Raw genomic sequence first — 18,710 nt, 5'->3', positions numbered from 1 at the left:
CCTCGGTCCGGGCGCTCACTCCCAGGTGAGCGAGGAGAACCACTGCTGCACAGGGCCCTGGACCTCGGCCCGGTCCTCGGGGAGGTACTCCACCCAGAAGAGCACCAGTCCGCGCCCCGTGCGGAGGGCGGTCACGTCCATCGGCTTGTCGGGCAGGAGCTTGAAGCAGGACCCGGACCGGGCACAGAACAGGTCGTACGGCGCCGTGTCGGGCTTCTGGGCCAGCGTGAACGTCTGGGCCGTCCGGCCCGCGAGGTCGGTCGTGCCCACGTCGCTCACGAGCAGGTCCTCGCGGGTCCGGTCGATGTGCGCGGCGAGGTCGTCGGGCAGGTCGGACGCCTCGACCCCGTCGAACGTGTCGATGAGGAAGGCTCCGACGCCACCGCTGGTGCCCTCGACGGTGTAGCCGCGGGTCCCGAGGTCGTACGACGGGTCGGCGAACCGCCGGGGGACCGTGAACGACATCGGGAACGACTCGAAGCCCTCGAAGCCCTCCACCCTGCTCCCGGGTGTCTGGGGCGGGTCCGGCGGGGCCTCGGACGTCTCGGAGGGGGACGGCGACGTCGCCGGAGGCGCGGGGACCGCCGGTTCCGGTGACCCGTCCGGTCCCGCGCCGAGCCACAACGCACCGACCCCCACCGCGGCCGCGGTCAGGGCCGCCGCCGCGGTGCCGGCCCGTCGCCGGGTGCGGGCCCGGGCGTCGCCGTCGGCCCGGCGCTGGAAGGTGTCGAGCTCGGTCAGGGTGTCGGTCCGGTTCATGGCGTCCTCCGCCTGTCGGTGGAGGACGGCGGTCAGTCGACGCTCGACGTCCGAGACGGTCATGACGGCTCCTCCCACTGGTGAGCGAGGGCGGCCAGTCCGCGGCTCGCGTGCTGCTTGACCGAGCCCCGGGAGACACCGAGGGTCTCGGCGATCTCGGACTCGGACTGGTCGAGGTAGTAGCGCAGGACCAGCACCTGTCGCTGGCGCACGGGCAGCGCCGTGACCGTGGCCCACATGCGGTCGGCGTCCTGGTGCGTCACCACGCCGTGCTCGGCCGACGGGAGCTCCTCGGAGCGCGGCACCAGCCGGAGGGTCGCGCGGTCGGCCCGGCGCCGCCGGCGGAGCGTGTCGCGACTGCCGTTCACGACCGCACGGTTCAGGTAGGCCACCGCGGCGTTCGGGTCGCGGAGGCTCTGCCAGCGGCGGTGCAGGGCGGCGAACGCGTCCTGCACCACGTCCTCGGCCACCTGACGGTCGTCGACGAGCAGGGCCGCCAGGCCGACCAGTCGGCGGTGGTGGGCCATGAAGAGGTCCGAGACCGCCGCGGACCCGTCGCGGGGGAGCAACCGGGTACGCGCCGCCACCTCGGCCCCCTCGTCGATCTCGTCGCTCGCCCCATGCATACCGGATCAGACGACGCTGCGGCCGGACGGTTGACAGCGCCCCGTGCGCCAGGACGAGGGGACTAGACCAGCCGGGGGCGCCCCGGCCCGCGGCTCAGGCGGTCAGGGCGGCCGCGACCTGCGCCACCGCGCCGGGGTCGAACAGGATCGTGTAGTGGTTGGCTCCCGCGACGGTGTGCGCCTCCAGGGCCGGCACCATCTCGGCGTACGACGACACGGCGTCGGCCGGCAGCAGACCGGGCGCCTCGCCGAACATGCCGAGCGGGGCGGCCAGCAGGGTGGTCGGGAGGGTGAGCCCGCGCAGCGCCTCGTCGACGCGACGTCCCAGCCCGAGCAGGTCGCGACCGTCCGCCCGCACCGCCTCCTCGACGGCGCGGGAGCGGACGCCGTCGCCGGTCTCGAGGGCGTCGTAGCGCACGTAGGTCTCGACGTCGGGGTTCCAGTGCGGACCCAGGGCGGGGTGCGCGCGGAAGAGCTCGACGTACTCCTCGGCGTCGGCGAAGGTCTGGCTCAGCCGGGACAGGGCCGGTCCCAGGGTGGCCTGGAGCAGGTCGTCGAGGTCGACACCGTCGGGCACCGGCAGCGGGACGCCGCCGTCGACCAGCACCAGGCGTCGGAAGTGCTGCGGCGACTGGGCCGCGAGCAGCAGCGCGACGTAGGCGCCCAGCGAGTGACCGGTGAGCACCAGGTCGCCGCTGCCGGTCGGGTCGAGGTGGGCCACCACCCGCTCGAGGTCGTCGACGTGGCGGTCGAGCCCAGCGGGTGCCGGCAGCTCGCGGGAGCCGCCCCGCCCGCGCAGGTCGACCGCGACCAGGCTCCAGCCCTCGGGCAGGGCCCGGGTGACGGCGGGCCAGGCCCGCGACGAGGCGGTGATGCCGTGCACTGCCAGCACGGTGCGTCCCGACCCGGCGTCGGGCGAGCCGTAGCGGAGACGGCCAGGGTGCCGCCGTCGACCGGTACGTCGATCCGCGCGGGGGCGCTCGGTGCGGGCTGTCTCGAGGACGGACCCGAGGCGAGGTCGGAGGCGGGATCGGAGGGCATCGCCGCCCATCATGCCGCATGCCCGCGTCACCCCTGCGGGGCTACCGCGGGGTCGACTCGTCCGCATAAGGTCCGGAAAAACCCACGAAAGAGGTCACCCCATGCGCAGGTCACCCGCAGGGCGCCGCACCGCGGCCGTCGCCGCCGCCCTGGTCATGCTCGGCACCTTCGGAGGCTCCGGCCTGACGGCTCCGGCCGGCGCCGCCCCGCGGACCGACTGCACCGACTACGGCTCGCTCCCCCAGGCCCCCAAGGGCTCGATCCCGCGCGACGACCGCATCGTGGTGACGAAGGACCCGCTGGCCTCCTGGCGCGCAGGCAACCGGACTGAGGTTCGCGAGGCTCGCGAGGCCCGCGCCGCCGCGGCGACGACGACGGTCCCCGTCGTGTTCCACGTCATCCGCAAGGGCACGACGTTGGCGAAGGGCAACCTGACCGACGACCAGATCGAGGCCCAGATCGACGTCCTCAACGACGCCTTCGCCCCCTCCGGCTTCTCCTTCGACCTCCAGAAGGTCACCCGCACCACGAAGGAGTCGTGGTTCAACCTGGTGTCGGCCAACGGTGCCGAGCCGCGCTTCTACCGAGGCTCCGGCAAGGAGGTGAAGATGAAGAAGGCGCTGCACGAGGGCACCTCGCGCACGCTGAACATCTACTCCGCCTCCCTGGCGCAGAGCCTCCTCGGCTGGGCCTACCTGCCCTGGGACTTCACCGGTGAGAGCGGTGACCCGCTGCCGCGCTTCTACGACGGCGTCGTCGTCGACTACCGCAGCCTGCCGATCGGCGACCTCGCCTACGACGTGTACGGCGAGGGCGACACCGGCACCCACGAGGTCGGCCACTGGCTCGGCCTCTTCCACACCTTCGACGGCGGCTGCGAGGGCGGCGACTTCGTCGACGACACCGCCGCAGAGGCCTCGCCGGCCTTCGGCTGCCCGGAGGGACGCGACACCTGCACCGCACCCGGCCTCGACCCGATCACGAACTTCATGGACTACACGTGGGACTCGTGCATGAACAGCTTCACGCCGGGTCAGGCCACCCGCATGAACGAGTCGTGGGCGGCCTACCGCGCCTGATCCGACACGACCGGGCCCGACCGGGCCCTACCTGGCCTGGGCCCCGGCACCCGTCACTGGGTGCTGAGGTCCAGGCACGTGTCGAGCAGCGACGCCTTGGCGTCGGTGATGGCCTTGATGGCCTGGCTCTGCTCGGCGGAGCTCGCCCCGTCCCCGGCGAAGGCGAGGGCGAAGTCCTTGTTGAGCTGGGGGATCTCGGCCGCCAGCGACGCGAGCTCCTCGTTCTCGGCGCCGGCGAGCGCCTCGATGCTGGCGTCGGACTCCGCGAGGATCTCCTCGATCTCGGCCTCGTCGAGGTTGCCGCCGGCCTCCTGCAGCTTGGTCGACGCCGCAGCGTCGGCCTCCAGCCAGTCCTGGAGCGGCCCGGTGCAGAGCTCGGCGTCGCTCATGCCCGCCTCGGCGTCACCGGCGTCCTCGGTGGTCGCCTGCTCCGGCGACTCCGACGACGACGAGCCGGACTCCGAGCCTGCGCTCTCGTCCTCACCGCCCCCGCAGCCGGAGAGGGCGAAGCAGAGCACGAGAAGGGCAGCAGACAGACGCACGGGTTCCCCCTGGAGATCGACATCAGGAGCCACAACCGTAGGGTCCGCCGTCGCCCGACGTCCCGGGAACGCCGCACCCCCTGCACGAGCCGACGGCACCCGACGATCGGCGGCGTGACCGCGGCCGGGGCGGGTATGAAGGACCCATGACCGACGACGAGAAGAACCCGACCTCCGACCAGTCCTCCGAGCCGTCCGGCGCCTCGGGCGAGGGCGAGGACGTCGGCATCTCCGACGACCAGCTGCCCGACGACCTCCAGCCGACCGACGACAACCCGCTCGCCAAGCCGCCGTCGGACGACGACGAGGACTCCGGCATGAGCCTGAACCCCAACGGCCCCGACGGTGCCGACGGCATGGGCGCGTGAGACCCGCCCGCACGATCGCCGTGCTTGCCGAACCCCTGCTGCTGGCGCTCGGCGCCTGCTCCGAGGAGGCCCGGGACCGCGCCGTCGACGACGCCGTCGGCGAGGCCAAGGACCGCGCCAGCGCCGAGCTCGAGAAGCAGCTGCCCTCGGTCGACTGGCAGAAGTACCGCGACGGCGCCCAGGAGGAGATCGACCGGGCTGCCGCCGCGGCCGACTGCGACACGCTGGCGGACGAGCTCGCGAAGATCGACGACCGCAACAGCCCGCTGCGCGACTACATCGAGGTGAAGCTGCGCGACGCCGGCTGCTGACCCGGGGACCCTGAACGGGGCCGCGGCGGCGTACCGTGGCCGGACGGGTTGCGGCACGACGGCGGCACCCGCCGCGCCCGGGAACGGGTAGGAGAGAACCAGCAGGAGCACCAGTGGCACGCATGTCGGCCGACGAGCGACGCGAGCTCCTCGTGCACGCCGCCATCCGCGTCATGACCCGCGAGGGCGTGGCCAAGGCCACGACCCGGGCCATCGCCACCGAGGCCGACATGCCGCTCGGCGTCTTCCACTACGCCTTCCGCTCCAAGCAGGAGCTCATGGTGATGGTGACGGAGGCCATTGCGCGCCGCTCCAAGACCGACATCGACGCCGCTGTGCTGACGGGGCGCGAGAGCGACCTGGCCGCGGTCGTGCGGGCCGGGCTCCGCGCCTACTTCGACCACGTCGTCGCGCACCCGGAGGAGCACCTGGTCACCTACGAGCTGACCACGGCGGCGCTGCGCGACGGGGAGATGGGCGACGTGGCGGCCCGGATGTACGCCTACTACCTCGGCGAGAACCAGAAGCTGCTCGAGGCGGCGGCCGCCGCGCTCGGGGTCACCTTCACCGAGCCGGTCGAGGTGGTCTCCCGCTACGTGTTCTCGACGATGGACGGGCTGGCGCTCAACTACCTCGCACAGGGCGACGAGGACCAGGCGCGCGCCGTGCTCGACCTGGTCGCGCGCACGCTGCTGGCCTCGGTCCGGGTCGAGGACGTCCCGTGAGCGAGCCGGCACCGGGGAGCTGGGTCCCCGACGCGGCGGGCTCCGGGTTCGACCTGGACCACCTCCCGTACGGCGTGGTGACCGTCGCCGGGGGACCGCCCCGGTGCGGGGTGCGGATCGGGCCGTGGGTGCTCGACGTCGCCTCCGCCGCGACCGCCGCCCCCACGCCGTACGCCGAGCCCGCGCGGCTCCTCGGTGGCGCCACCCTCGACCCGTTCCTCGCCGCCGGCCCGCCCGCGTGGGACCGGGTGCGCGCCTGGCTGCACGAGGTGCTCGCCGACCCGACCGCCCGGACGTGGGTCCGGCCCCACCTGCACCCGGTGGCGGAGGTGGCACCGCGGCTGGCCTTCACCGTGGCCGACTACGTCGACTTCTACGCCAGCGAGCACCACGCCACCAACGTCGGCCGGATCTTCCGTCCGGGGTCCGAGCCGCTGCACCCGAGCTGGCGGCACCTGCCCATCGGCTACCACGGCCGGGCCGGGACCGTCGTCGTGTCCGGCGCCGACGTGGTGCGTCCGCGCGGGCTGCGCCGGGAGCCGGAGGGCGCCGGGCCGACGTTCGGCCCGACCCGGCGGCTCGACCTGGAGGCCGAGCTCGGGCTCGTCGTCGGGGTCGGCTCGACCCACGGTGTGCCGGTCCCGGTGCGGGAGGCGCCGCAGCACCTCTTCGGCGTCGTCGGCCTCAACGACTGGTCCGCGCGGGACGTGCAGGCCTTCGAGACCGTCCCGCTCGGGCCCTTCCTCGGCAAGTCGTTCGCCACCTCGGTGTCGGCGTGGGTGACGCCGCTGGCCGCGCTCGACGCCGCGTGGGTCGACCTCCCCGGCCAGGACCCGCCACCGGCCCCGCACCTCGCGGTCGACGGACCGGCCGGCCTCGCGATCGACGTGGAGGTCGAGGTCGCCGGCCAGGTCGTCGCGCGTCCGCCGTACGCCTCGATGTACTGGTCGCCGTGGCAGATGCTCGCCCACCTGACCTCCAACGGCGCCTCGCTGCGCACCGGGGACCTGCTCGGGTCGGGGACGATCAGCGGCCCGGGCCGCGAGCAGCGCGGCTCCCTGCTGGAGCTGAGCTGGGGCGGCACCGAGGACGTCGTCGTGGGCTCCGGGACACGGCGCTTCCTCGAGGACGGCGACGAGGTGGTGCTGCGCTACGCGGCGCCCTCGACGTCGGGCGGTCGCCTCACGCTCGGCGAGGTCCGCGGCCGGGTGCTGCCCGCCCGCTGACCCCCTGACCGCTCGACCCGGGTCAGGCCAGGATCAGCTCGGCGCAGCGCTCGCCGATCATCATGGCGGGCGCGTTGGTGTTGCCGCCGGTGACGGTCGGCATGATCGAGGCGTCGGCCACCCGGAGCCCGTCGACGCCACGCACCTTGAGCTCGGGGTCGACCACGGCACGTTCGTCGACGCCCATCCGGCAGGTGCCGACGGGGTGGTAGACCGAGTGCACGAAGTTCGGCAGCTCACGCCGCATCGCCGCGTCGCTGAAGTAGCGCGACCCCGGGCCGATCTCACCCTGGTTGTCACCGACGCCCGCCATCAGGTCACGGACCATCGCGATGCCCTCGACGAGCACCTCGGTGTCACGGGGGTCGGACAGGTAGGCCGGGTCGATGAGCGGCGCCGCCAGCGGGTCGGTCGAGGCGAGCCGCACCGTGCCGCGGCTCTCGGGGTAGATCAGGGTCGGGAAGACGCTCTGCCCCGGCTTGTTCGTCGGCGGGATGATCCGCTTGGTGGGGTCGTCCTGGTTGGGCACCGGGTAGGTCCAGTAGAGGCTCAGCAGCTGCAGGTCGGGGATCTCCCGCGCGTACGACGTCCGCGTGAAGGCGACGGACTCGAAGGAGGAGCCGGCCGCCCAGGTGGTGCCGGGGCGCAGCCGCTCGCGGGCCAGGTGGCCGAGGAAGTACGCCGGCGTCGGCCGGCGCACCGCGGAGTCCATCCGGAAGGAGATGGGCACGAAGAGGTGGTCGTGGAGGTTGTCGCCGACCGGGAGGTCGGCCACGACGGGGACGCCCAGGTCGTGGAGGTGCCCGGCCGGCCCGACACCGGACAGCATGAGGATCTGCGCCGACCCGAACACCCCCGCGGCGAGGACGACCTCGCGCCCGGCGGTGACGACCTGCGGGCCGTCGCCGGTGACGATCTCGACCCCGGTGGCCCGCGAGCCCGAGATCGCGATGCGCGTCACCACGGCGTCGGTGAGCACCTGCAGCGGCAGGCGTCCGGCGCGGGCGTCGGGGTCGTGGAGGTAGCCCTCGGCGGCGGAGTAGCGCCGGCCCCCGGCGGCGCTCTGCTGGAAGGCGGAGACGCCCTCCTGGCTCTCGGCGTTGTAGTCCTCGATCGCCGGGATCCCGAGCTTCGTGGTCGCCGCGTCCATGAACGAGAGCGCGGCCTGGGTGAGGTCGTGCTTGCGGGTGATGCGGACGGGGCCTCCGGACCCGCGGAGCTCGGTCTCGCCGTCCTCCCAGTCCTCGAGCTTCTTGAAGGCCGGCAGCACGTCGTCGTGGGACCAGCCCTTGCAGCCCTCGTCGGCCCAGTCGTCGAAGTTCTTGCGGTTGCCGCGCACGAAGAGCATCCCGTTGATGGAGCTCGACCCCCCGAGCACCTTGCCGCGGGTCTGGGGGATGGTGCGGTCCCAGGCGTGCTTCTGCGGGGTGGACTTGTAGCCCCAGTCGAACAGCTTCTTCAGCTGGGGTGTCGAGTGCATGACCGAGATGGCGCCCGGCGTCTGGAACAGCATCCGCGCCAGGCCCTTGTCGTCGGCCTTGCCCGCCTCGACGAGCACGACGCTGGCGCCGCTCTCCGCCAGTCGCCGCGCCACCGCGCACCCCGCGCTGCCCGCGCCCACCACCACGTAGTCCGCCTGTGCCATGCGCGAAACTGTAACCTGTTCTAGATTTGCTGGCCAGGGTCGTCGCGCCCGGGCCTGGTGCCCGGTCCGGGGTGCGCGGCCACCGGAGCCGCCCCGTCCGATGTGACAGACGCCGCTGCCGGATCCTGTCCGGATCGGCGGTTTTCAGGACACGATGGTCAGGGTCCCGTCAGGATCGGGACGTCACACCCCCGGCGGCACCCAGCGCCGCACACCCGGGCCACGACAGGGAGCGCGCACATGGCAGAGAAGATCAGCCTCGACCACATCGACCGGTTCTCGGACCTGAGCGACGCCGAGGTCAGCAAGATCGCCAAGACGGGCACCTACATCACCGTCCCGGCCGACTGGGGCCTCATGGGCGAGGGCACCTCGGCCGACAAGGCCTACCTGCTCATCAGCGGCGAGGTCTCGGTGCGCAAGGACGGCAAGGAGGTGGCGCAGCTCGGCCCCGGCGACATCTTCGGCGAGATGGGCATCGTGTCCAAGAAGCTGCGCACCGCCTCCGTGGTCTCGCTGACGCGCCTCGAGTGCCTGCACTTCACGCGCAGCCAGATCACCGAGCTCGAGGAGTCCATCCCCGCCTTCAAGGCCGCCCTCGAGGCGTCGACGGCGGAGCGCTCTCAGCCGTCCGAGTAGCACCGGTGTCCGAGCCGGAGCACGCCGCGGCCGACGACCAACGGCTCTACGAGGAGCTGGAGGGCGTCATCCTCGGCGGCCAGCGCACGCTCACGCGCGGCGAGGTCGCCGAGCGTGCGGGCGTCCCGCTCGAGCGCGCCATCCAGCTCTGGCGCTCGCTCGGCTTCACCGCCGTCGACGACGACGAGACGTTCTTCACCGAGGCCGACGTCGAGGCGCTGCGCTCGGTCGACTGGCTCGTGGAGCAGGGCTTCGTGCAGGAGGCCGACGAGCTGACCCTGGTGCGCAGCATGGGCCGCACCTACGCCCGGCTCACCGAGTGGGAGGTGGGCGAGATGGCTGCGGCCGCGCTCGCCGCCGGCCCCGGTCGCCAGAAGGAGCTCGAGGAGCTCGTGGTCGGCCTCATCCCGGTGGTGGAGGACGTGCAGAACTACGTCTGGCGCCGTCACCTCGCCAGCGCGGCCGGCCGCCTGCTGCTGCGTCCGCAGGGCGAGGAGGGGCGCCAGACCGTCGTCGGGTTCGCCGACATCGTCAACTTCACCCGGCGCAGCCGCTCGATGGACGCCGAGGAGCTCGGCGCGCTCATCGAGAGCTTCGAGAGCTCCAGCGCCTCGATCGTGGCCGAGCACGGCGGACAGGTCATCAAGACCATCGGCGACGAGGTGATGTTCACCGTGGACGACCCGGTGGAGGCCGCCCGGGTGGGCCTGGCCCTGGTCGCCGCCGAGGACGACACCTTCCCCGAGCTGCGGGTCGGCCTGGCCCACGGCACGGTGCTGAGCAAGCTGGGCGACGTCTTCGGACCGGTCGTCAACATCGCGGCCCGGCTGACGAAGCTCGCCAAGCCGGGCCGGATCCTCGTCGACAGGGAGCTGTCGGCCCACCTGCGCGAGCACGCCGAGGACCAGTTCCGGCTGCGCCGTGCCCGGACCGCCTCCGTGCGCGGCTACAAGAGGCTCGAGACCTGGAGCCTGACACCACCTCGGGAGAGCTCATGACCGCCGTCCACGCCCGCCGCCACCGTCGCCGCCGGCCCCTCGACCCCCACGGGGCCGGTCGCCCGGTACGCCGTCCCGCCGCCCTCGCGGCCGGGACGCTCGCCGGCGCGCTCACCCTGGCGCTGCTCGGCGGCGCTGCCGCGGCCGAGCGCCCCGCCGACCGGGCGGCTGACCGCTCGGGCACGAGCCGCGACCAGGCCGCCGCCGACGCCGGGGGCCGCGTCCCCCAGACCTCCGACGGCGTCGTGGGGCCGATCGCCGAGCCGGTGGCCCCGGGAGCCCGGACCGCGGCACGCGTCACCAACGAGTCGGGCTTCCGGGTCGGCCCGGGGCTGACCTACCGCCGCTGGGAGCAGACCGACGCCCGCGGGAAGATCCGCGCCCACCTGCTGCGCGCCGACCTCGGTCGTGACGGCCTCGCGGTCGACTACGTCGGCAGCGACCTCGTCGCCAGCCTGACCAAGGTGAAGGCGATGGTGCGCGGGGACCGCGGGGTCGCCGGCGTCAACGGCGACTTCTTCGACATCAGTGACACCGGCGCCCCCGTGGGCGTCGGCGTCAAGGACGGCGTGACCCTGCACGGGCCGGCGCAGCCGCTGGGCTGGAACATCTCCTTCGTCGTGCGCGCCGACGGCGTGCCGGTCATCAAGCGGTCCCCGACCCAGACCACCATCACCGCCAGGCCCGGCCTGCGGGTCACCAACGTCAACGGCCCCCACGTGATCGAGCAGGGCATCGGCCTCTACACCCCGATCTGGGGACGAGCGCCGGGCTACCGGGTGCTCGAGGGCGCGCCGCGCGACAACGTGCGACAGGTGGTCGTCCGTGACGGGCGGGTCGTCTCGAACACCCGCACCGTGTGGACCGACCGCGCCGTCGAGGGGCGCCTGCTGCTCGGACGCGGCGAGGGCGCCGAGCGGCTGCGCCAGGAGCTGCCCGTCGGGACCCGCACCTCGGTGGTGCTCGGCACCACCGACGCCCCCCGGGTCGCGATCTCCGGCGACGCCGAGCTGCTGCGGGACGGGGCGCTCGTGACGAACGACGACCGCGAGCTCCACCCCCGCACCGCGGTCGGCGTCGACGAGGACACCGGCGACGTGCTGCTGCTGGTCGTCGACGGACGGCAGAGCTTCAGCCGCGGCTACACCCAGGTCGAGACCGCTCGGCTGCTGCGCAGCCTGGGGGCGGAGGACGCCCTCAACCTCGACGGCGGCGGCTCGTCGACGATGGTCGCCCGCAAGGCCTCGGGCCGCCTCGGCGTCCTCAACTCGCCCTCCGACGGCTACCAGCGGCCGGTCGCGAACGGGCTGGCGTTCGGCTACGCGCCGGCCGGCTGACCCGGGGCGGGGTCACGCCAGCGCGAGGGTCAGCCCCACCACCCAGTCGGGGTCCTCGAGGCGCTCGCCGTACAGCTCGCGCAGCTGCTGCATCCGGTAGCGCACGGTCTGCGGGTGCACGAAGAGGTCGGCGGCGACGGCGTCGCGTCGACCCTGGTGCAGCAGCCACGAGCGCAACGTCTCGCGCAGCTTCTCGGCCGCCGCCGGCTTGAGGTCGGCCAGGGGTGCGAGCACCTGGCGCCGCAGGTCGTCCAGCGCCGACGGGTCGGCCCGCAGGACGATCTGGGGAAGGTGCTGCTCGGTGTCCAGGGGCTCCGCGGCCGGGTCCTCGTCGGGGACGAGCCCCAGCGACACCGTGCGCAGCGCGCGCTCGTAGGACTCGACCGCCGCCAACCAGGGCCGGGCGGGGCCGACGACGGCGCGCCGGCCCTGGAGCCTCCGCAGCAGGGTGGCGCGGGCCTTGCCGCTGGTGCTCGGCACGAGCAGCACGGTCAGGTCCGGGTGCTCCTCCAGCCCGGGCACCTGCTCGGTGGGCTGCAGCGTGTCGGTGTCGAGCTGGCCCAGCACGCCGCGGGCCAGCCGGTCGGGCAGCACCACCGCGGTCAGCAGGCGGGGCGGGGCCCAGTCGGCCCGGTCGGCCGCGGCCTCGAGGGCGTCCGCGCTGCTGCCGCGCAGGATCGCCTGGGTCAGCCGCTCGAGGTAGCGCTGGCGCACCCGCCCCGCGGTGGCGAGCTCGTCGGTGTGGCCGGCCGCGCTCGCGGCCGAGAGCTGGTCGATGTAGGCGAACACCAGCTCGGCGAAGCGGGCCAGCGTGCCCGCGGACAGGCCCGCGTCCACGCCGGCGCCGCTCAGGTCGCGCCAGGAGACGCGGGCGCCCACGCGGTAGGCGCTGAGCAGCGCCTCCATGCTGCGCCCGCTGCGGGCCTCGCCCCGTCCCAGGCCGTACGCCGCCTCCGACACCTGCTCGACGGTGGCCGCGGGACCGGCGTCGGGGTCGTCGGCGGCGAGGTCCAGGAAGCCGCCCAGGGCCAGCTTCACGGCGTTCTCGATGGTGCGGCCCATCTCGCCCGAGAACGGGTCGGCGTAGCTGGGGACCTCCGCCCGGATGGCGTCCACGACCTGCTGGGCGACCCGGGGCAGCTCGGCGCGCATCGCCACGAGGACGGCCGGGTCGAGGCTCAACGTGACCGGCGCCTCGCGAGCGGGGGGTGTGGGGGGCATCAGGGCTCCAGACGGGCGGAGGATTGTTCGTATCGAACAGATCGAGGCGTTCGTTTCACGCTCGCCGGTCATGATTTTAGACCACCGAGGCAGGAGACTGGAACACATGACGACGACAGCTCCGACGCCCGCCACGGGCACACGGCACCGAGGTACCCGCCTCGGTGACCGCCTCGTGCGCTTCGCCGAGGCCGCGACCACGCCCCTGCTGCCCGCCGACTACCTCGACCTGGTCCACCCGCTGCGCTCCGGCGCCGACCTGCGGGGGCGCATCGAGGAGGTCCAGGCCGAGACCGCCGACGCCGCCACGATCGTGATCCGCCCCGGAGCCGACTGGGCCGGCCACGTCCCCGGCCAGTACGTCCGCATCGGCATCGACGTCGACGGGGTCCGCCAGTGGCGCGCCTACTCGCTGACCCACGGCCCGCGTCGCGACGGCCGCATCTCCGTCACCGTCAAGGCCGTGCCCGACGGCAAGGTCAGCAACCACCTCGTGCACCACGCGCGGCCCGGCACGCTCGTGCACCTCGAGCAGGCCGCCGGCGAGTTCGTGCTCCCGACCGAGGGCGGCAAGCTGCTCTTCCTCACCGCCGGCTCCGGAATCACCCCGGTGATCGGGATGCTGCGCAACCTCTTCCCGGTGAGCGACGAGGGCGCCGTACGTCTCGAGCGGAGCGAGCGCTACGACATCACCGTCGTGCACGTCGCGCCCACCGAGCCCGACTCGATCTTCCTCGACAACCTGCGCGAGCTCGACGCGGCCGGCCTCATCCGCCTGGTCGCGCGCTACGACGACGAGCACGGCGTCCTGGACGTCGACGACCTCGGCACCCTCGTCCCCGACCTCGCCGAGCGCACGACGCTGGCCTGCGGGCCCGGCGGGCTCCTGGAGGCGCTCGAGGCGCACCACACCGAGCGCGGCCTGACGCTGCTCACCGAGCAGTTCCGCCTCACCACCCTCGTCACCGGCGAGGGCGGCACCGTCAGCTTCACCGAGAACGGCACGTCCTTCGAGGCAGAAGGCGACAAGCCGATCCTCGAGCAGGCCGAGGAGGCCGGCGTGCTGATGCCGAGCGGGTGCCGCATGGGCGTCTGCTTCGGCTGCGTGCTCCCGCTGCGCGAGGGCGTCGTCCGCGACCTGCGCAGCGGCGACATCACCAGCGCCGTCGAGGGAGACGGCGTCGTGATCCAGACCTGCATCAACGCTGCGGCCGGCCCCTGCCGCATCGACCACTGACCTGCCTGACCCACCACCCCGGCACCACCGATCACCTCTGAGGAGATCCCATGACCACGATCCAGAAGAAGACCGACAACCCCATCGCCCACCTGAGCGACGCCGACATCGAGCAGATCGGCAAGGAGCTCGACGCCATCCGCGCCGAGGTCATCGCTGACCGCGGCGAGTCCGACGCGGCCTACATCCGCAAGGTGATCGACGTCCAGCGCAAGCTCGAGCTCGGCTCGCGCGCGGTGCTGCTCGGCTCGATCTTCCCGCCGCTGTGGATCGCCGGCACCGTCGGCCTGAGCGTGGCCAAGATCCTCGACAACATGGAGATCGGCCACAACATCATGCACGGCCAGTGGGACTGGATGCGCGACCCGAAGATCCACTCGACCACGTGGGAGTGGGACAACGTCTCCCCGTCGGAGCAGTGGAAGCACTCGCACAACGAGCTGCACCACACCTACACGAACGTCATCGGCAAGGACAACGACCTCGGCTACGGCATCATGCGCGTCGACGAGGAGCAGCGCTGGGTGCCGTTCTACCTGCTCCAGCCGGTGTGGAACTTCATCAACGCCTGCTTCTTCGAGTACGGCATCGCGGCCTACGACCTCGAGCTCGGCAAGAACCTCAAGAAGGGGCGCTGGAAGAAGCCGGAGTTCAAGGCCCGCGCCAAGCAGGTCGGCGGCAAGATCCGTCGCCAGTTCACCAAGGACTACCTGGTGCACCCGCTGCTGTCCGGTCCCTCGGCCCCGACCACGCTCGCGGCGAACTTCACCGCCAACCTGGTCCGCAACCTGTGGACCCACTCGGTCATCATGTGCGGCCACTTCCCCGAGGGTGTCGAGACCTTCGAGCGCCGCTCGATCATCGGCGAGACCAAGGGCGAGTGGTACGTGCGCCAGATGCTCGGCGCCGCCAACATCTCCGGCTCCCGGGCGATGCACGTGATGTCGGGCAACCTGTCCTACCAGATCGAGCACCACCTGTTCCCCGACCTCCCGAGCAACCGGTACCAGGAGATCGCGCCCAAGGTGAAGGACATCTTCGACCGCTACGAGCTGACCTACGTCACGGGCCCGCTGCCCAAGCAGGTCGCCTCCGCGTGGGCCAAGATCATCCGGCTGTCGCTGCCGAACGACTTCGCCACCAAGACCCCGGTCCTCGCGCCGGTCGTCTCGCTGGTGACGCGCTCGGACCGCAAGGCCGCCGCCTGACCTGCGCCACCTCGACCCCTGCGGACGTCAGGGTCCGGTCGCTCGCCGACCGGTCCCGACGGCGTCCGTGGGGGTCTCGTGCGTCGCGGGGGTCGTGCGCGTCAACGGGCGGGGAGGTTCTGCACGCGCAGCTGGCCGCGGGAGACCAGGCGCCCGGTGGCGTCGTGGGTCTCGACCAGCCACACCTGCTGGCTGCGGCCCTGATGGACCGGGGTGGCCACCGACGTCAGCTCGCCCTCGCGCACGGCGCGGTAGAAGTCGGTCGAGTTGCTGACCCCCACGCACTTGCCGTCGTCGCCGTACCAGAGGGCGGAGCCGACGCTGCCGAGGGTCTCGACGACGCTGGCGTGCACGCCGCCGTGGACGATCCCGTAGGGCTGGTGGTGCTTCTCGCCGGCGGTCCAGGTCGCGGTCACGCGCTCGCCGCTGGCCTCGGTGATGTTCAGCCCGAGGTGCTCGACGAAGGGGCCGCTGTCGCGGGGGTCGAAAGCCATGCCGCCGATCCTACGGACCGGCCTCAGCCGCCGCCGCGGAGCAGGTCCTCGAACGGCGTGACGTCGTCGAAGGGGTCGGCGCGCCGCTGCGCCTCTCGTCGGCGCGGGGACGGGCCGCGGCCGACCAGCAGCGTGACGAGCTCGTCGGCGGCTCGCTCGACGCGCTCGGAGAGCCGGCGGCCGGCGACCGAGCCGAAGTCCTCGGTGGCGGCGAAGACGCCGGTCGGCACCACGACCGCCTGCAGGTAGGCGAACAGCGGTCGCAGGGCGTGCTCGACCACCAGCGAGTGCCGGGCGCTCCCGGCGGTGGCCGCCAGCAGCACCGGTACGCCGCGCAGCGCGTCCTTCTCCACGACGTCGAAGAACGTCTTGAACAAGCCGGAGTACGACGCCGCGAACACCGGGGTGACCGCGACGACCGCGTCGGCCTCGGTCACCGACCGGACCGCCGCGGCGAGGTCGGGCGGCGGGAAGCCGGTGAGGAGGTTGTCGGCCAGCGCGTGGGCCAGGGGACGCAGCTCGACGTTCTCGACGAGCACCTCCTGGCCGGCCGCGCGGACGCCCGCGGTGACGGCACCGCTGAGCCGGTCGGCCAGGAGCCGGGTCGACGAGGGCTGGGAGAGGCCGGCGGAGACGACCGCGACGGTGAACGTCATGACGCGACCGCGGCGGAGGACGCGTCCGAGGTGGTCGAGCCCGCCGTGCCCGTGGCGACCAGCGAGGCGTGGGTCGGGGCGTCCGGCACGTGCGCCGGTCGTCCCTCGGCGAACCCGGCGCGCAGGTCGGGGAGGATCTCGCCGAGCAGGTCGAGCTGCTCCAGGACGGTCTTCAGTGGCAGTCCGGCGTGGTCGAGCAGGAACAGCTGGCGCTGGTAGTCGCCGACGTACTCCCGGAAACCCAGGGTGCGCTCGAGCACCTGCTGCGGCGAGCCGACCGTCAGCGGCGTCTGCTCCATGAAGTCCTCGAGCGACGGCCCGTGGCCGTAGACAGGGGCGTTGTCGAAGTAGGGCCGGAACTCGTCGACCGCCGCCTTGCTGTCACGGCGCATGAACACCTGACCGCCGATCCCGACGATCGCCTGGTCCGCGGAGCCGTGGCCGTAGTGCTCGAAGCGGCGACGGTAGAGCTCGACCATCCGTGCGGTGTGCTCGGCCGGCCAGAAGATGTGGTTGGAGAAGAACCCGTCGCCGTAGTAGGCGGCCTGCTCGGCGATCTCGGGGGAGCGGATCGAGCCGTGCCACACGAACGGCGGGACGCCGTCGAGCGGACGGGGCGTCGAGGTGTAGCCCTGCAGCGGGGTCCGGTAGCGGCCCTCCCAGTCCACGACCTCCTCACGCCACAGCCGGTGGAGCAGGTGGTAGTTCTCGATCGCCAGCGGGATGCCGTCGCGGATGTCCTTGCCGAACCAGGGGTACACCGGGCCGGTGTTGCCGCGGCCCATCATGAGGTCGACGCGGCCGTCGGCGAGGTGCTGCAGCTTGGCGTAGTCCTCGGCGATGAGCACCGGGTCGGTGGTGGTGATCAGCGTGGTCGAGGTCGAGAGGATGATCCGCTCGGTCTGCGCCGCGATGAAGGCGAGCGTCGTGGTCGGGCCGGAGGAGATGAAGGGCGGGTTGTGGTGCTCGCCGGTGGCGAACACGTCGAGCCCGACCTCCTCGGCCTTCTTGGCGATGGCCACCGTGGCCTTGATGCGCTCGTGCTCGGTCGGGGTGCGACCGGTCGTGGGGTCGGTGGTGACGTCACCGACGCTGAAGATGCCGAGCTGCATGGGGACCACTCCTTGAGGTTGAACTGTCAACCATCGTAACCGTCGAGGCTCCTCGAATGTTCCCACCGTGCCTTGTGCGGTGGGTTGTGACCGCTGGGCCGTCTCAACCCACCGCGCAAGGAGGTCGGGCCGGGGTGGCTGGTCGGGGGTGGCTGGTCCGCGTCGGCCGGTACGACGCGCCGGGCCTCGCCGTGTCGTCCGGTGGCGCGGTCGGTGGTCGCGTCGTGCGACGTGACGCCACGCCTCGTGAGCGCCCGGGCGTCGCACCGTCCGACGTGGGGCCGTCGACGCCGTCCCGGGGCCCCATGACAGGCGGGCGTGGTGCGGTCCGGCGTGGGCCGGTCACGCCGTCCCGGGGTCCCATGGCAAACGGGGGGTCGGGCTCGATGTCCGTTCGTGCCTGCTTGTGCGGTGGGTTGTGACCGCTGGGCCGTCTCAACCCACCGCGCAGGCGGGCTTCCCGCAGGGGTGGGCTCGACCGTCCCATCCCCGGTCGACGAGGAGCGCAGCGACGCAGCCGGCGGTCCAGCACGGCCGGTCCCACACCTGGCCCCACCCCACGCGGACGCTGTCCTTGCCGGCGACGGCCGAGAGCAGGTCCCGGTCCATGTCGAGCTCGCGCGCCAGCAGCGAGGAGTGGTGGAGGTGGCCGTCGAGCTCGACGACGAGGCCGACGTGGTACTCCACGTCGCGGTAGATCACGTGGGAGCCGATCCGGTCCCTCACCTGGCGACGTGCGGGCACCAGCCCGTGCGCCCGCTCGACGTCGCGGAGGTACGCGTGCTCGAGGACCGAGCACGTCCCGGCCGCCACGTCGCACAGGACCTCGGCCATCCACCGTCCGCGCGTCGTCCGGAGCCGCTCGTCGAGTGCCTCCCTCATCCGGGCAGCGGTGGTGCGACGGGACTGCACGCCCCGGGCCAGCTCGGCCAGGGCGTCCCGCTCGCTGCGCGCGGCTGCGGCGACGTCGAGAACGGCGTCGTGGTAGCGCACCCGGGGCGGACCGAGGTGCCACTGGACACGCTCCTCCAGGTGGGCCGAACGGTGCAGGGTCAGCCCGGCGCGACCGGCGACGTGGCGATCGCGATCGACCGCGACCTCGATGACGTCCTGCTTCCGGGTGCTGCCGGGGCCCTCCGCGGCTCGCAGGGCCGAGGTGTGCGACAGGGCGGACGGCCAGGTCGCCAGCACGCCCGCCCACGCACGCTGGGACCACGTCGGCTCTCCGGTGTGGTTGACGTACACCCCGCGGTGGACGGCGACGAGCTCACGACGCGAGAGCAGGCGGCGCATCTCGGCCCCACGGACCCCGGCGGTCAGGGCCTGATCGCGGCTGACGACGCCGTCCTGCTCGGCGAGGAGGCGGTCCAGGAGGGGGTGCATCGCACCACCCTCGGCCTCGGACAGGCTCCGGGGGGAGGGCGGCGCCACAGCCTGTGGAGAACTCGGTGGATCCGAGGGCGCGGGGCCCGGGGCCGCCCTGTGC

At 73.0% G+C, this 18,710-nt stretch carries 20 protein-coding genes; 10 read left to right on the top strand and 10 right to left on the bottom strand.

Translation table 11 applies throughout. From position 1 onward, the window contains the following. Positions 1–15 precede the first annotated feature (15 nt). From G7072_RS15810 to G7072_RS15800, 3 genes are all read right to left on the bottom strand, one after another. A complete protein-coding gene (locus G7072_RS15810) occupies positions 16–822 on the bottom strand; it encodes a hypothetical protein (protein ID WP_166088029.1) in 807 nt (268 codons plus the stop codon). Further along, on the bottom strand, positions 819–1,346 hold the full coding sequence (locus G7072_RS15805; protein ID WP_240916988.1) for a SigE family RNA polymerase sigma factor: 528 nt from the start codon (positions 1,344–1,346) through the stop codon (positions 819–821). The genes G7072_RS15810 and G7072_RS15805 overlap by 4 nt, the downstream gene beginning before the upstream one ends. A 133-nt stretch (positions 1,347–1,479) precedes the next feature. Then, positions 1,480–2,277 (bottom strand): alpha/beta hydrolase, encoded by a 798-nt coding sequence (locus G7072_RS15800; protein WP_206063166.1) that lies wholly within the window; start codon positions 2,275–2,277, stop codon positions 1,480–1,482. A 250-nt stretch (positions 2,278–2,527) separates the two neighbouring features. Here G7072_RS15800 and G7072_RS15795 point away from each other — a divergent pair, with 250 nt between their 5' ends. Further along, complete coding sequence (locus G7072_RS15795; RefSeq protein WP_166088023.1) at positions 2,528–3,505, top strand: zinc metalloprotease; 978 nt, start codon at positions 2,528–2,530, stop codon at positions 3,503–3,505. Positions 3,506–3,558: 53 nt separating this feature from the next. On the opposite strand, the gene G7072_RS15790 is transcribed toward G7072_RS15795, so the two are convergent. Further along, a complete protein-coding gene (locus G7072_RS15790) occupies positions 3,559–4,047 on the bottom strand; it encodes a hypothetical protein (RefSeq protein WP_166088021.1) in 489 nt (162 codons plus the stop codon). Between the two features lie 146 nt (positions 4,048–4,193). Here G7072_RS15790 and G7072_RS15785 point away from each other — a divergent pair, with 146 nt between their 5' ends. The 4 genes from G7072_RS15785 (at position 4,194) to fahA (ending at position 6,677) form a co-directional block, all read left to right on the top strand. Next, positions 4,194–4,415 carry a hypothetical protein gene (locus G7072_RS15785; RefSeq protein WP_166088019.1) on the top strand — a complete coding sequence of 74 codons (222 nt, stop codon included), beginning with the start codon at positions 4,194–4,196 and terminating at the stop codon, positions 4,413–4,415. Between the two features lie 20 nt (positions 4,416–4,435). Next, complete coding sequence (locus G7072_RS15780) at positions 4,436–4,726, top strand: hypothetical protein (protein WP_166088017.1); 291 nt, start codon at positions 4,436–4,438, stop codon at positions 4,724–4,726. A 122-nt stretch (positions 4,727–4,848) separates the two neighbouring features. Then, a complete protein-coding gene (locus tag G7072_RS15775; RefSeq protein ID WP_240917301.1) occupies positions 4,849–5,451 on the top strand; it encodes a TetR family transcriptional regulator in 603 nt (200 codons plus the stop codon). Beyond that, positions 5,448–6,677 carry a fumarylacetoacetase gene (gene fahA, locus G7072_RS15770; protein WP_166088014.1) on the top strand — a complete coding sequence of 410 codons (1,230 nt, stop codon included), beginning with the start codon at positions 5,448–5,450 and terminating at the stop codon, positions 6,675–6,677. The genes G7072_RS15775 and fahA overlap by 4 nt, the downstream gene beginning before the upstream one ends. A gap of 22 nt (positions 6,678–6,699) precedes the next feature. Here the strand turns inward: fahA and G7072_RS15765 are convergent, their stop codons facing one another. After that, positions 6,700–8,322, bottom strand: coding sequence for a GMC family oxidoreductase N-terminal domain-containing protein (locus tag G7072_RS15765; protein ID WP_166088012.1), 1,623 nt, complete (start codon positions 8,320–8,322; stop codon positions 6,700–6,702). A gap of 240 nt (positions 8,323–8,562) precedes the next feature. On the opposite strand from G7072_RS15765, the gene G7072_RS15760 reads away from it, so the two are divergent. The 3 genes from G7072_RS15760 to G7072_RS15750 are packed head-to-tail and all read left to right on the top strand — an operon-like array spanning position 8,563 to position 11,296. Further along, positions 8,563–8,961, top strand: coding sequence for a cyclic nucleotide-binding domain-containing protein (locus G7072_RS15760; RefSeq protein WP_166088010.1), 399 nt, complete (start codon positions 8,563–8,565; stop codon positions 8,959–8,961). Positions 8,962–8,966: 5 nt separating this feature from the next. Then, entirely contained in the window at positions 8,967–9,959 is a 993-nt protein-coding gene (locus tag G7072_RS15755; protein ID WP_166088008.1) for an adenylate/guanylate cyclase domain-containing protein, read from the top strand. Then, positions 9,956–11,296 (top strand): phosphodiester glycosidase family protein, encoded by a 1,341-nt coding sequence (locus G7072_RS15750; RefSeq protein WP_166088006.1) that lies wholly within the window; start codon positions 9,956–9,958, stop codon positions 11,294–11,296. Before G7072_RS15755 ends, G7072_RS15750 begins: the two co-directional genes overlap by 4 nt. Positions 11,297–11,308: 12 nt before the next feature. Here G7072_RS15750 and G7072_RS15745 read toward each other — a convergent pair whose 3' ends face one another. Then, positions 11,309–12,517 carry a PucR family transcriptional regulator gene (locus G7072_RS15745; RefSeq protein ID WP_166088002.1) on the bottom strand — a complete coding sequence of 403 codons (1,209 nt, stop codon included), beginning with the start codon at positions 12,515–12,517 and terminating at the stop codon, positions 11,309–11,311. 106 nt (positions 12,518–12,623) lie between these two features. Between G7072_RS15745 and G7072_RS15740 the strand changes: the two genes are divergently transcribed. Continuing rightward, a complete protein-coding gene (locus G7072_RS15740) occupies positions 12,624–13,754 on the top strand; it encodes a ferredoxin reductase (protein ID WP_166088000.1) in 1,131 nt (376 codons plus the stop codon). A 50-nt stretch (positions 13,755–13,804) separates the two neighbouring features. Then, positions 13,805–14,962, top strand: a complete 1,158-nt coding sequence (locus G7072_RS15735; protein WP_166087998.1) for an acyl-CoA desaturase — start codon at positions 13,805–13,807, stop codon at positions 14,960–14,962. A 101-nt stretch (positions 14,963–15,063) separates the two neighbouring features. Here G7072_RS15735 and G7072_RS15730 read toward each other — a convergent pair whose 3' ends face one another. The 4 genes from G7072_RS15730 to G7072_RS15715 all read right to left on the bottom strand — a co-directional run bounded on the left by G7072_RS15730 (position 15,064) and on the right by G7072_RS15715 (position 18,607). Continuing rightward, positions 15,064–15,456 carry a PaaI family thioesterase gene (locus tag G7072_RS15730; RefSeq protein ID WP_166087996.1) on the bottom strand — a complete coding sequence of 131 codons (393 nt, stop codon included), beginning with the start codon at positions 15,454–15,456 and terminating at the stop codon, positions 15,064–15,066. 23 nt (positions 15,457–15,479) lie between these two features. Further along, entirely contained in the window at positions 15,480–16,112 is a 633-nt protein-coding gene (locus tag G7072_RS15725; protein ID WP_166087994.1) for an FMN reductase, read from the bottom strand. Next, positions 16,109–17,224 (bottom strand): LLM class flavin-dependent oxidoreductase, encoded by a 1,116-nt coding sequence (locus tag G7072_RS15720; protein ID WP_166087992.1) that lies wholly within the window; start codon positions 17,222–17,224, stop codon positions 16,109–16,111. Before G7072_RS15720 ends, G7072_RS15725 begins: the two co-directional genes overlap by 4 nt. A gap of 435 nt (positions 17,225–17,659) precedes the next feature. Further along, positions 17,660–18,607, bottom strand: coding sequence for a type IV toxin-antitoxin system AbiEi family antitoxin domain-containing protein (locus G7072_RS15715; protein WP_166087990.1), 948 nt, complete (start codon positions 18,605–18,607; stop codon positions 17,660–17,662). Positions 18,608–18,710: the final 103 nt, after the last annotated feature.

The organism is Nocardioides sp. HDW12B, from assembly GCF_011299595.1.
Classification (GTDB): domain Bacteria; phylum Actinomycetota; class Actinomycetes; order Propionibacteriales; family Nocardioidaceae; genus Marmoricola_A.
This window is presented reverse-complemented; position numbering and strand designations above follow the sequence as displayed.